We start from the raw sequence: 13,799 nt of genomic DNA, 5'->3' as shown, positions 1-13,799 counted from the left end.
AGAAACCGTTTTTTCCCACACGAAGCGTCATCAGCGCTTCGTTCTGAGCAGACGGGTTCGAGAGGGAAAGGTGCGGCTTGAAAAGAAAGCGGTTTCTTATGTCTGGAAGGCAAAGGGGGATCGGAATGAGCGATGTCGCAAAGATGAAGGAAGCGGCGTTTCCGGCTCCGACGGTGGAGGAGTGGGAGCGGGAAGCGGAAAAGTCGCTGAAAGGCAAGCCGCTCGAGCGGCTTGTATCGATGACGTACGAAAACATTGCGGTCAAACCGCTCTATACGCGCCGCGATGTGGAGGCGCTCGGCCCGCTGGAGCAGTACCCGGGCTTTGGCCAGTACGTGCGCGGAGCGCGGCCGGAAGGGTATCGGGGCGGGCCGTGGAAGGTGAGCCAGGAGATTTCGGCAGCGAGCCCGTCCGACTGGAACGAGGCAGTGAAGCACGACTTGGAGCGGGGGCAGACGGAAATCCATCTTGCCCTTGGCCGGCTGCCGTTTGCCGTCGAGTCGGTTGATGATGTGGCGGCGATGTTGGATGGCGTGCCGCTGGACCGCTATTCGCTCCGTGTGGACGCCGGGGCGCGGTCGCTTTCGTTTTTGGCGCTGTTGGCCGCTTATTTAGAGGAACGGGGCGTCCCGCTATCGAGCGTACGGGGCGCGATCGGCATGGATCCGCTCGGAGCGTGGGCGGAGCAGGGGACGCTCCCGTGTTCGCTTGAGCGGCTGTATGATGAAATGGCGGAAGCAACGAAGTGGGCGAAGGAACAGATGCCTGCCGTTCGCACGATTTTGGTGCGCGGCGAGCCGTACCATAACGGCGGGGCGAACGCCGTGCAGGAGCTCGCGTTTTCGTTGGCGGCAGCCGTCGAGTACATCCGCGCCGGGTTGGACCGGGGCTTGACGGTTGATGACATCGCGACAAGGATGCAAGTGTCGCTCGCCGTCGGAGCCGACTTTTTCATGGAAATCGCCAAGCTGCGGGCGGCGCGGCGGTTGTTTGCGCAAGTGATCGAAGCGTTTGGCGGCGGTGAATCAGCAAGGCGGATCGAGCTGCATGTGCGCACGTCGCCCTTTACGAAAACGGTGTACGACCCGTATGTGAACATGCTGCGGGCGGCGGCGGAAGCGTTTGCGGCCGTTGTCGGCGGCGCCGATGGCGTGCACGTGTCGCCGTTTGACGAAGCGATCGGACTGGCTGATGAATTTTCGCGGCGCATCGCCCGCAACACGCAGCTCATTTTGCTTGAAGAGGCGCATATGGCGAACGTCATCGATCCGGCGGGCGGCTCGTATTATGTGGAAACGTTGACCGCTAGACTCGCCGAAGAAGCGTGGAAGCTGTTCCAGCGCGTCGAAGAACAAGGCGGCATGGCAAAAGCGCTCGAAGCCGGCTTCGTGCAGGCGGAAGTGGAAGCGGTCGCCAAGCGGCGGCTTGATCGGGTCAAGATGCGGAAGGAAAAAATCGTCGGCACGAACGTGTATGCGAACTTAGAAGAAACGCCGATCGAAAAGCCGGCGCAAGCCGCGGCGAAAGAGTCGCCGCCGCTGGATGAAAAGCGGGTGGCCGATATTCGCGCCTCGCTCGCGGGCGGGAAGTGGATGGAAGCGGCGATTCGTGCGGTTCGTCGTCGAGCAACCGCTCGGGAGATCGCGGCGGCGTTGGTCGATGGGAACGCGGTTGTTGCCATCACGCCGATTCGGGCATGGCGCTTGGCCGAGCCGTTTGAGCAGCTGCGGAAGGCAGCCGAGGAGTATGCCGAACGCACAGGAAGCAGGCTTTCCGTTCACTTGATCAATATCGGGCCGCTTGTCCGTCATCAAGCGCGCGCCGATTTCATCGCCGGGCTGTTTGCGGCCGGCGGGGTGGCGGCTGAGCGGAGCGACGGCTTTGCCTCGGTCGCGGAAGCGGTCGAATGGGTGCAAAGCACGAGCGGGACGCATTATATCGTGTGCGGCGCCGACGACGATTACCCGGCGTTTGTTCCGGCGTTGACTCGGGCGTTCAAGCAGGCCAAGCCGAACGCGAAGCTGTATGTCGCCGGAAAGCCGCCGGAAGAGCTCGAGAACACGTACGGGGCCGCGGGCGTGGACGGATCGATTCATCTCGGTTCGAACGCGTACGAGGTGATCGTGGCGTTTTTCACGGAAAGAGGGGTGGCGTTGGATGGCGAAGTACGTTGATTTTACCACCATGCCGCTTTCCACGGCGGCGGCCGATGTGGAGGAGAAACAGTGGAAAGACGCCATCGAGCGGCGCGTGCAAGCGTCGATCGATGAGCTGTTGGTTCAGACGAATGAGCACATTGCGGTGAAGCCGCTGTATACAAAGGAAGACATCGATGGGCTTGATTTTCTTGATTATATGCCCGGCTTGCCGCCGTACTTGCGCGGGCCGTACCCGACGATGTACGTCGTGCGGCCGTGGACGATCCGCCAATACGCCGGCTTTTCGACCGCCGAGGAGAGCAACGCCTTTTACCGGCGCAACTTGGCGATGGGGCAAAAAGGGTTGTCGGTCGCCTTTGACCTGGCCACCCATCGCGGCTATGACTCCGACCATCCGCGCGTCGTCGGCGACGTCGGCAAAGCAGGGGTGGCCATCGATTCGGTGCTCGATATGAAAATTTTGTTTGACGGCATCCCGCTCGACCAAATGTCGGTGTCGATGACGATGAACGGGGCGGTGCTCCCGATCATGGCGTTTTACATCGTCACCGCCGAAGAGCAGGGAGTGACGCAAGACAAACTGTCCGGCACGATTCAAAACGATATTTTGAAAGAATATATGGTGCGCAACACGTACATTTATCCGCCGGAGATGTCGATGCGCATCATCGCCGACATTTTCGCCTATACGGCCAAATACATGCCGAAGTTCAACAGCATCAGCATCTCCGGCTACCATATGCAGGAAGCCGGGGCGCCGGCTGATCTGGAGCTGGCGTACACGCTCGCCGACGGGCTTGAGTACGTGCGCACCGGCTTGAAAGCGGGCATTGACATCGACTCGTTCGCGCCGAGGCTGTCGTTTTTCTGGGCGATCGGCATGAACTACTTTATGGAAGTGGCGAAACTGCGGGCGGCGCGCCTCATGTGGGCGAAAATGATGAAAACGTTCAACCCGAAAAACCCGAAATCGCTCGCTCTCAGGACGCATTCGCAAACGTCGGGCTGGAGCTTGACCGAGCAAGATCCGTTCAACAACGTCGTGCGCACGCTCATCGAGGCGCACGCGGCGGCGATGGGGCATACGCAGTCGCTCCATACGAACGCCTTGGATGAAGCGATCGCCTTGCCGACGGATTTCTCGGCGCGCATCGCCCGCAATACACAGCTGTACTTGCAGGAAGAAACGGGCATTTGCCGGACGATCGACCCGTGGGCCGGTTCGTATTACGTCGAAGCGTTGACGAACGAATTGATGAAACGGGCGTGGGCGCATATCGAAGAAATCGAAAGCTTGGGCGGGATGGCGAAAGCCATTGAAACGGGCATCCCGAAAATGCGCATCGAAGAAGCGGCGGCCCGCCGCCAAGCGCGCATCGATTCAGGAGCGGAAACGATCATCGGCGTGAACAAATACCGCCCGGACAAAGAAGAACCGATCGACATTTTGGAAGTCGACAACACCGCCGTGCGAAAGCGGCAAATCGAGCGGCTGAACGAGCTCAAGGCGACGCGCGATAGCGAGCAGGTCGAAGCGGCGCTTGCCGCCATTACAAAAGCGGCGGAAACGGGCGAAGGGAACTTGCTTGAGCTTGCCGTCCAAGCGGCGCGCGTCCGGGCGACGCTCGGGGAAATTTCGTACGCGATCGAAAAAGTGGCGAGTCGCCATCGCGCCGCCATCCGCTCGATCAGCGGCGTGTACAGCTCGGAATACAAAAACGAAACCCAGCTCGAACGGGTGAAGCGGCGGGTGGAGCAGTTCGCCGAACTGGAAGGGCGGCGTCCGCGCATCTTGATTGCGAAAATGGGACAGGATGGGCATGACCGCGGGGCGAAAGTCGTCGCCACAGCGTTTGCCGATTTAGGGTTTGACGTCGACATCGGCCCGCTCTTTCAAACGCCGGAAGAAACGGCGCGCCAGGCGGTCGAAAACGATGTGCACGCTGTCGGCATCAGCTCACTGGCCGGCGGACATAAAACGCTCGTGCCGCAGCTTGTGGCGGAGCTTGAAAAACTCGGCCGCGGCGACATTCTCGTTTTTGTCGGCGGCGTCATCCCGCCGCAAGACTACGCGTTTTTGTATGAGCACGGCGCCGCCGCCATCTTCGGGCCGGGAACCGTGATTCCGGAGTCAGCGGAAAAGGTGTTGGATGAAATTTATGCCCGGCTTGGCTATGAGGAAGTGAACCCATGAGCGGGGAAGAGAAACGGCGGGAACAGGAAAGTGGCCAGAGCGCAGCTTCGGACGGGCAGCCGCGGCGCCCGGAATGGGCGGACGGCAATGGTCTGTCGTCGTACGTGCAAGCCGAGCGCCCACCTGCGCCGAAGCGGCTCGTGCGGCGAAAAGAACGATCGGTTAAAGAATACGTCCAAGGAGTGCTCGCCGGCGACCGCACCATTTTGGCGCAGGCGATTACGCTTGTCGAAAGCAATGCGTCTAGGCATATGGATCTTGCCCAGCAAGTGCTCAATGAACTGCTTCCGCACGTCGGCCGCTCGATTCGCATCGGCGTCACCGGCGTGCCGGGGGCGGGAAAAAGCACGTTCATTGAAGCGTTTGGCACGTTTTTATGCGAGCAAGGGCACCGCGTCGCGGTGTTAGCCGTCGACCCGACAAGCTCATTGACCGGCGGCAGCATCCTTGGCGACAAAACGCGGATGGAGGCGCTTGCCCGCCATCCGCACGCCTTCATCCGTCCATCTCCATCCGGTGGGGCGCTTGGCGGCGTGCATCGGAAAACGCGCGAGACGATGATGCTGTGCGAAGCGGCCGGCTATGACATCATCCTCGTCGAGACGGTCGGCGTCGGGCAAAGCGAGTTTGTCGTCCGCGGGATGGTTGACTTTTTCCTGCTGCTCGCCTTAACCGGCGCCGGCGATGAGCTGCAAGGCATGAAGCGCGGCATCATGGAGCTGGTCGACGCCATCGTCATCAACAAGGCGGACGGCGATAATAAAGAAAAAGCGCGGATGGCGCAAAACGAATACAACCAGTTTCTCCATTACCTCCGCCCGGCCACGCCCGGCTGGGAGACGAAAGCATACACATGCTCGGCGCTGTTGGGCGAAGGGATCGCCGACATGTGGCGCGTCATCCAGGCGTTCGTCGAGACGACGAAGCGATCCGGCGTCTTTTTTGACCGCCGCCGCCAGCAGCAAAAAGACTGGATGCACGCCATGATCAAAGAATATATCGAAACGCGCTTTTTCGCCGACCCGATCGTGAAAGAAAAGCTCCCGATGCTCGAGAACAGCGTCATTTCCGGCGCCAAGCCGGTCACCGCCGCCGTCCGCGAGCTGATTGAAGCATACGAACGGAGCCTCGGCGGCGAAGTATGATATGATAAAGGCAAACCGAAGGAGGTGTTGAGATGTTCCAATTTCAATTTCCGCTCTATCACGACATCGTCGAACAAGCGCGGCGTGAAGCGGTCGAAGCCGGATTTGAAGAACTGCGCACGCCGGAAGACGTCGATGCGGCATTCCGCCGTCCGGGCACAACGCTTGTCCTCATCAACTCGGTGTGCGGCTGCGCCGGCGGCATCGCCCGTCCGGCAGCGGCCCACGCGGTTCATTACGACAAGCGCCCGGACCATTTGGTGACCGTCTTTGCCGGCCAAGACAAAGAAGCAACCGCCCGCGCGCGCGAGTATTTTGTCGGCGAGCCGCCGTCCTCGCCGTCGTTCGCGTTGTTAAAAGACGGAAAACTGTGTGCCATGCTCCACCGCCACGACATCGAAGGGCACGAACCGGTCGCCGTCGTGCAAAAGCTGCAGGCGCTGTTTGACGAATATTGCGAGGAAGTGTGAAAGGAGAACCCGAAGTTCGAAAAGGGACTTCGGGTTTTTGCATGACCATTATTGTTTGTGATAATAGAAATGAAGAAGGAAATTGATCGTATCAGTCAAATAAATGAGCAACAAGTCACAACTGTTTTAGATGGTGTTTCAGAAAATGTCATGAGTAAAATTTACAAAGAATGGGTATTAAAATTATTACTGTATCGAAAAGAATGGCTCGTAAATTGGTATATGGGGGTGAAATAAGCGATGCGCCCTTTTGTGCTTTGGTTAATTTGGCAAAATGAATGTACTCGGCAGCGATATCATATTGGAAATTTATTGCATGATAGGGGTAAGTATGTATTTTATTATGAACGCAGCCGGAAGAGAAGAGGACTGTTCGAAGCACTAGAAAACGGTTATCAACCTCATTTGTCGTTTCCGGATATAGAAAAAAAATACGTTTCTAACAGATTGTTCGGGCCTTTCGAGCGACGTTTGCCTGACCGGCGCCGTCCGGATTTTTTTGAAATTTTGCGGACATATGGTTTGCCGCGCGATTGTACAGATATGGATATGTTGCGAGCGACTGGTGGTAAACTGGCGACAGATTCTTATGAATTTGTAGCGCCCATTTATGTATCGGGAAATCATTTCGATTTTGATTTTTATGTCGCCGGTTGGAGGTATTATGAGGGAGATCAAGTGGTTCAACATCTTAAAGTGGGAGATGAGGTACATTTTCGATTAGAGCCGGAGAATAGGCAAGATTCTAAAGCAGTAGAAGTGTTAACAGATGAAGGGTGTAAGCTAGGGTATATTCCTGCTTTCTATAGCGAGTTTATGTTTAACCTTATTCAAAATAACGGGCGTTATATGGCGAGAATTGAATCAATTCATGTTGAGGCTTTTCCTCAGCGCAAAGTAAATATAAGTGTCTACGGCGAGTTCCTTCCGTCTTATCAGACGCAAGATCTCGATATGCTACATGAAATATCGTTAGAAGTGATTTAGTCTGTTCACTGTTTTCTGAAGTAGGCATGTTTGATTTCAGATGAATGAATATGTCCACGAAATCGAAACGCTACTGCAAAACATCAAAGAAGAAGTGATCGACCGTGATGTATGGAATGAGCCCGACCGTGTTTGAACGGCTGATGGCGTATTTCGCGGGCGAAGAAGATATACAAAAAGTCGTTTTGTTCGGCTCGCGGGCGCGCGGCATGGCCCGCTACAACTCGGACATTGACTTGTGCATTGACTAGACCGGAAAACAGAAGTGGAAAATCAAAGAGGATCTTGACGAGATTGTCGGCATTTACTCATGTGATGTGCTCTTTTTCGACGCGCTGAACGAAGCGATCCGGCGGGAAATCGAGCGCGACGGGAAGACGATTGATGACAAAGCCCGCTCATAAACTATTTTTGTTTAGGATGGTCTGTCCCGTATCGGGGAGATGAGGTGGGGGCTGTACGGGTGTGTCCAACGAACGGAGACCACACCAGCAAGCCCCCACATTCCTCTGTTGGGTTCCGCCCTCGTTTACCAAAACTCCCGTCCAATCCACCACACCGAAAGGACAATGCCCGCCCCCAGCCACATCATGGGGGGAAGGAGGGACAGCGAATCCGCCGGCGCTTGAAACAAAAACAGATGCGGCCACGGCATGAACGTCCCTTGCGTCGCGACTTCCATAAACGTATAGACCGCGATGACGGACAAGGCGACATCCAGGCTGCCAAAGACGCCTAACAAGGCAAGCCCAATCAACTGGTAAAACAAAAACAACAGAAACAGGTGCCCCAACACGGGAGCGGTGAGAAACATCGTTCCTTGAATCCCTATGACCGCCGCGACAAGAAGAGCGATGCATCCCCCATGCAAAACGGCATAGCGGACCAAGTCGAAGACGACCGCTTTCCGGTAATGCCATACCAACGCGTCTTTCGCCCCTTCGTCGTACAAATGGCGGTACAAAAAGACGAGATGCCATCCGGCGATCGGCACGGCAATGCCTTGGATGACGGCTGCGACTCGAACCACTCGCTTTTGGAGCTCCAGTCGATCACCGAAAGGCCTTGTTTTTGCATCAGCCAGCGGGTGGCCAGCGAAATCCACTCGTTGTACATGATCCGCGATCCTTTCGGCGGAACCGAAAGACGGAGCATTTTTTCATAATAATCTCGTTCCATATGATAGGTGCCAATCGAAAAAAAATTCGTGTTATAGACAAGATGGTCATGGGTCATAAACGAGGATAGCCCCGAGCTGGAGAACACAATCTTGTTCGGCAGTGATGAAACCGCCGTGGATGCGATTTGTTGTACATGACGGAATGTTTTTTCCAAATGGTGGATGACCGTCGGCGCCCGTTCCGCCATGTGCGGCCAGTCAGCCGGGTAGGTGATCTCATATCCTTGATCGACGAGTTGATGCCCTTGCCCTTTGATCAAGGTGACCGCCTGCGCTTTCCCTCGGTAACCCGTCCCCCGCTTTGGCACATTGCAAAACAGCACATCGCCGTCCACGTTCAAGGTAAAGGTGTACGTTTCATTCGGAACGAATTGATCGGTGAACGCCCCATCCCAAGCTCTCGTTCCCGCCACCCGATATTCATAAGTCCGATACATGTGCGAAGCCCTCCTTTTCGGATACCACGCCCGATCCGCCAACAGGACGAGGCGGCCGTTGGTGTACGGAATGAGCGCCGTATCGACGATCTCATAGGAAAAGGTGAGCGTCGAGGCGCGTTTGGGCAGCCGCACGGTCACGAGATCGCCGTTTCTCGTAAACGTGACGGGCTGGTGGTCCGCTTCAATCGAGTGGAGCGGATACAAATGGTACAGTTGAAACGTGGGCCGGTTCGTGTCCAACTGGGACAAGGCCACGCGCACGACCGCGCGCGATCCATGCAAAGAAATGTCATACGACTGGATACGGTAGCGCAAATCGGCCTTGATGGTTTGCGGCATTCGACGGTACTCCTCAAGTTCGGTCGTCTGATCGGCCCGAGTGAACGCCTTGGTGTTCGTTTGCAAGGAGTGGCAGGCGGTTAGGACGATCAGAAACGGAAAGATGAGCAGCGCTTTCAGGACGGCGTTTCGCTCCTTTCTCGTCTGCGTAAAGCGGATCGACGACAACAACGCCAACCCGACAAGGGAAAGAAACCACGCGGCCCATTTCCATTCCCCGCCGCGGTCGACCTCAAACCCGATGTAGGAATCATACGCCTGTTGAATGGCGTGTTTTCCGATAAACAGCAGCGACGTCCAGTCGCGGGCATGAACGGTTTGGGACAAATCGATGAACAGCTCAGTCGTCATCGGGCCGGTCAGGATCCATACAAGCAACATAGCGAAAAAACTGACCTTTTTCGTTTCCAACAGCAGCGCGATGATGACGCCGTACAGAACGGTGAGCACGAGCGGTCCAAACTGGTAGACGGCGAGAAACCGAAGCAGCGACCAATACAGATCCGAAGGCTCCACCCCAACGAAGAGATACACGAGTGAAAAAACGCCGTAGCTCATCATCAGCATGATCCCTTGGCACAGCGCATGAACCGCCAGCAAGGCGCTCATTTTCTCCAGCAAAATCCGGTAGCCGTCGGCGAACCATGACGAAACGCCGTAACGAAGCTCGTTGGAGTAGAGAAAGTAGAACCATACGATGTAAAAGAGCGAAACGATTTGGACAAGCATGAACACTTCAGAAGGCAAATCTCCAGAGTATTCCATGCCTGCATTCATATCGTCTGAAAAGAATAAAACGAACCTGACAAGCAGCAAAACAAAAAATAGGATGCTGGCGCCAACGTATAACTTGCTTTTCAACAATCGTTTCCAATAAAAAACAAACAGCCATTTCCACCTCATCACCGATCAACCGCTTTCTTGCTGAGAAGTTGACAAATGAAAAATGCGGTCAGGGATCTCCGCATTCTTTTTTAGGCGTATCCCTGACTTCCTCATCATCCGGATTCGGCATCGTTATTTGACCGTAATGGTCACGTATCCTCTTGAACCAACCGTTTGGCCAACAATTTGGCCATAATACTTATCGTCTTTGGTTTGTGGAAAACTGCGCGTTTCTTCTTGACCAGGATTGAGCCAGTTGGTGGAGGCGACGACGCTGTCGGGCCACCAATTGATCAATTTGTAAGCATAGCCTTTCGTTTGGATGGTAAGCCGTTATTTGCCGCCAAACGTCAATGATCCCCTATCTGCTTTTATTGAGGTTTCCGATCTCCTTTGCTGATCCAGACAATGGTGATGAATGCTGCTAGAAAGATGGACAGCGTTAACATGATGAATTTGTTGATGAGCATCGGTTCCCAAACCGGCGGCTCGAACAAAAAGATATGCGGCCAGGGCATGAACGTTCCTAATGTGGCCACTTCAAGCACCGTATAAATAAAAATGACTGTCAGTGCGATATTGGTGTTTTTTGTAAGAACAAGGGAGGCAGTGCTGAAAAATAGGTAAAAGAACGTCAATAGAATGAAATGAATGAGATTCAAAAAAGACAAAGAAGAAACTCCATATTTCCACATGAATGCCCCGCTTAGCACGACAACCCCCAACAAATGGATGAAAGAATAACGTACAATATCGATCCAAACCCATTGCCTATAGTAAGGGACAAGCGTCTCTTGCGCTCCGTCTTCATACAGTTCGCCGAACCGATAGATGAGGCACCAGCCGGAAAACGGGATGAACAGCCCTTGGATGATAATCACATTGTCGTAAATACTTGGCGATTTGCGGGGAACAAGCAAAATAAGCAACAGAGATAGGATGAACATCGCTGGTGGGATAAAAAAGGCTCCGCCCATTGTCTTGCGGTCAAACACGAATGCGGTTCGCATCCATTCGATGTAAGCTTTCATCTTGGTTCCCCTCTCCTGACAACAGCCAAATATCCGTCGATCAATCGCGGCGCCACCCGTCTCCCCCCTGTTCCCCCGTTTTTGGAAAATACTCGCGCGTGAATGCCATCCTCTTCTTCGAGAAGCTGCACCACTTCTCGCGTTGCGATCAAGTCATCCAATTCTTCGGGGTGTATGCAATATTCCCATACGCAGCCTTTTGCGCGGGACTTCAGCTCAGACGGCGTGCCTTCAAACAACACTTGCCCTTGTTTTAAAACTCCAATTTTGGTGCACAAAAACTCAATGTCTTCCACAATGTGCGAAGAAATGACAATCGTATGCTCGGAACCAAGCTGTTTGAGCAGATGGCGAAAGCGGATTCGCTCTTCAATATCCAAGCCGGCCGTCGGCTCGTCAAACAGCAAGATGGACGGCTTTCGCGTCAATAAATGAGCAATTCCCACCCGTCGCCGCATTCCCCCGGACAGCTCGGACATCTTTTTCGTCTCATGGCCGTTCAAGTTCACTTTTTGAATTGCTTCGGCAACGGCCGCGTGCCGTTCGCCTTTGTCCATCATTCCTTGCAATAAAGCGAGATGGTCAAGCGCTTCTTCGACCGTAATGTTTGGATAAACCATGAAATCTTGCGGCAAATAACCGATCCGTTCATGAGCTTTCACATATTTTCCTTTGGTGCAGCTTCGTTCGTCGATCGCCACCTGCCCTTCATCCATGGGTGTCAAGCCGGCCAATATTTTCATCAATGTCGTCTTGCCGGCTCCGTTCGGTCCGACTAACCCGTAAATCCCCTCTATGCAGAGCGATACGTTCGATAAAATGAGTTGTTTTTTGATTCGTTTCGTGACGCTGGATACATGGATCATGTTTGTCCCTCCTGAACCATGCGGATGAGTTGTATCACTTTCTCCCAGCTGCCATCTGCTCCTTCTCTCATTTGTTTGTACCATAAAGCCAAAAATGTTTGTTTTTTCTCATCGGATAAGCGTTCATACTCCCCAGACAGCTGCCTCAGCACTTCCTCTGTTTTCACGTCAGGAGAGTCGACTGACAAAGTCAAATCAAACGTCAAATCTCCTCCGGAATAGGGAAGGGCTAATTGTTGTTGGAACCATCTTGCCAGCAACGCTTGAAACACTTCTTTTTGCATCGATGAATGTACTCCCCTCCAAAGAAGTCCTTCTGTTATGATTTCCGGCAAATACATCAATGTTCCTTCTTGGGAGCGAAGGGAATATGGCGTATCAATTTGAAGAAGCAAATGATCGCTGCTATATACGCTCCGTTGTTCACCATGGGGAGCGAGCAACACGATGTTCGTCGGCAACTTTGCCTCTTTTAAATCGAACATCTGCACGATGTCATGGTGGATGCGCCGTACATGACGTTCGAAAACCGGCCAATCCCGCTCAAGATTCGGCCAATCGGCGGGGTGCACGATCTGCCACGGCCCGATTTTTTCCTTCACAAACATTCCCGCTACGGCTGTAATGCCGCCGGACACAACTCCTTCGTACGTTCCGTCGCTTCGGCGCGGCAAATTCGTATAAAACGGCGCCGTTCCGTGAAACGACAACGTATAGCGGATCGGATGGCTCGGTTGCATCGATACAGGCACCGGACTGGAATGAACATTCACAAAGGCAAACGGCGCATGTTCGGCTTTTGTCGGCACCCAGCTGAAATCGCTCGGCAAAAACAAATAGTGCGGTGAAATCGGAATTTGCGCGGAATCGTTCATTTGATACTCAAATGTCCATTCGTCGGTCAAACGATTGGGTGAACGTTTGACCGTGATGACATCCCCCTGTTGAATAAACGGCAGCTGTTTTCCGGTTTGATCGGTGATTCGCTTCAGAGAAAAATGATGATAAAGCACGAACGACAGCGTGTCGCCCCGAATTTGCCGCAAGGTCACTTTCACTTTCGCATGGACACCGTTTTTGGCCTCCAGCTGAATGTCGTACCGTTCAATCGAATAGTGCAATGTGCTTGGTTGGATGGTTGGATTGTGAGTTTGGTAGTAAACGTTTTCTTTAGCCAAATCAGCGTAGCTGAACACCAGTTTGTTTCCGGTGAAAAGATGCGGAAACAACCAAGCATCCCCCGCTAAAAGCAAAACGACACCTGTAATAATGGCCGCTTTCTCCTTTGTCGTGCGGGCCGTTTTCCAAAGAATGGCCCATACCGCCATCATCGACGTTAGAATCCAAAACAATAGTTTCATGTACGTCGGAAGGCTGACATTGTATCCAACGACGTCACGAAATACATCGTCCATATTCAACGGACCGATGTAGAACAAACTACGGATGTCAGAAAAGGGGATGCGATGGAAATAACGAGAAAACAATTGTGTATTCATCGGGCCGATGGCCAGCCAAATGACCATCATCCAGGCAAAGCTTAATCGATTTTTCCCAAACAATAGAGCAGTGAAAATACCAAGAAAAAAGGCAAATACGAACGGCAAGAGCCAATACACCGCAATGTACGACGCCGTTTCCGTATACAACGAAGAAAAGGGAAGACCCCATGTGCGGTAAAACTGCCATACAAGTACAACTTGCAGACCGGTGAAGAATGAAAGAAACAGCAAGTGATTCACGAACAAGGCGGCGATTTTCAAGGCCGTGATGCGCAGTGAGCCGGCAAACAAAAGATTGGCGCCAAATCGATATTCATCAGAGAACAACTTGTAAAAAAACATCATAAACAGCAGCATTGCCGCTTGGACGATTAACGTCATTTCCCCGACAAAATTTCCATAATCCGTCTTGCCAAAGGAATCATGCTGGCGAATGAGAAAGCGCATCATCAGCATGATGAACCAAAATGTGTAGGTTCCCATATAGAGAATGCTTTTTCCCATCTGTTTGGCGTAAAACCACGATAGGCTAGTAAACAACGTCATAAGGGGTCACTCCATTTTTTCAGCATGATCGCATCCATCAACGATAAAAGGAAGC

Annotated in this window: 10 protein-coding genes and 1 pseudogene; 6 read left to right on the top strand and 5 right to left on the bottom strand. The window is 53.5% G+C overall.

The features are described from left to right. Positions 1-125 precede the first annotated feature (125 nt). From JCR24_RS11110 to JCR24_RS11085, 6 genes and pseudogenes are all read left to right on the top strand, one after another. Positions 126-2,174, top strand: a complete 2,049-nt coding sequence (locus tag JCR24_RS11110; RefSeq protein WP_238980631.1) for a methylmalonyl-CoA mutase family protein — start codon at positions 126-128, stop codon at positions 2,172-2,174. Beyond that, the gene (gene scpA / locus JCR24_RS11105; protein WP_238980630.1) at positions 2,158-4,353 is read left to right on the top strand and encodes a methylmalonyl-CoA mutase; all 2,196 of its coding nucleotides are present in this window, start codon (positions 2,158-2,160) and stop codon (positions 4,351-4,353) included. Before JCR24_RS11110 ends, scpA begins: the two co-directional genes overlap by 17 nt. Beyond that, on the top strand, positions 4,350-5,498 hold the full coding sequence (meaB, locus tag JCR24_RS11100) for a methylmalonyl Co-A mutase-associated GTPase MeaB (protein WP_238980629.1): 1,149 nt from the start codon (positions 4,350-4,352) through the stop codon (positions 5,496-5,498). Before scpA ends, meaB begins: the two co-directional genes overlap by 4 nt. 32 nt (positions 5,499-5,530) lie before the next feature. Beyond that, on the top strand, positions 5,531-5,968 hold the full coding sequence (locus tag JCR24_RS11095) for a BrxA/BrxB family bacilliredoxin (RefSeq protein WP_020756259.1): 438 nt from the start codon (positions 5,531-5,533) through the stop codon (positions 5,966-5,968). 240 nt (positions 5,969-6,208) lie between these two features. Then, entirely contained in the window at positions 6,209-6,955 is a 747-nt protein-coding gene (locus JCR24_RS11090; RefSeq protein ID WP_238980628.1) for an HIRAN domain-containing protein, read from the top strand. Between the two features lie 107 nt (positions 6,956-7,062). Next, positions 7,063-7,359, top strand: a pseudogene (locus tag JCR24_RS11085) (nucleotidyltransferase family protein). A 125-nt stretch (positions 7,360-7,484) separates the two neighbouring features. On the opposite strand, the gene JCR24_RS11080 reads toward JCR24_RS11085, so the two are convergent. The 5 genes from JCR24_RS11080 to JCR24_RS11060 form a co-directional block, all read right to left on the bottom strand. Beyond that, a complete protein-coding gene (locus JCR24_RS11080; protein ID WP_238980627.1) occupies positions 7,485-7,880 on the bottom strand; it encodes a hypothetical protein in 396 nt (131 codons plus the stop codon). Next, positions 7,784-9,817, bottom strand: a complete 2,034-nt coding sequence (locus tag JCR24_RS11075; protein WP_238980626.1) for an ABC transporter permease — start codon at positions 9,815-9,817, stop codon at positions 7,784-7,786. Before JCR24_RS11075 ends, JCR24_RS11080 begins: the two co-directional genes overlap by 97 nt. Positions 9,818-10,170: 353 nt before the next feature. Further along, positions 10,171-10,830, bottom strand: a complete 660-nt coding sequence (locus tag JCR24_RS11070; RefSeq protein WP_081133343.1) for a hypothetical protein — start codon at positions 10,828-10,830, stop codon at positions 10,171-10,173. After that, a complete protein-coding gene (locus JCR24_RS11065; RefSeq protein ID WP_020279884.1) occupies positions 10,827-11,696 on the bottom strand; it encodes an ABC transporter ATP-binding protein in 870 nt (289 codons plus the stop codon). Before JCR24_RS11065 ends, JCR24_RS11070 begins: the two co-directional genes overlap by 4 nt. Beyond that, positions 11,693-13,744 carry an LTA synthase family protein gene (locus tag JCR24_RS11060; protein ID WP_238980625.1) on the bottom strand — a complete coding sequence of 684 codons (2,052 nt, stop codon included), beginning with the start codon at positions 13,742-13,744 and terminating at the stop codon, positions 11,693-11,695. Before JCR24_RS11060 ends, JCR24_RS11065 begins: the two co-directional genes overlap by 4 nt. Between the last annotated feature and the right edge of the window lie 55 nt (positions 13,745-13,799).

Origin of the sequence: Geobacillus sp. YHL (assembly GCF_022341265.1) — a bacterium.
Lineage (GTDB): Bacteria > Bacillota > Bacilli > Bacillales > Anoxybacillaceae > Geobacillus > Geobacillus thermoleovorans.
The sequence above is the reverse complement of the archived record's forward strand: the minus strand, read 5'-3'. Positions and strand labels throughout refer to the sequence as shown.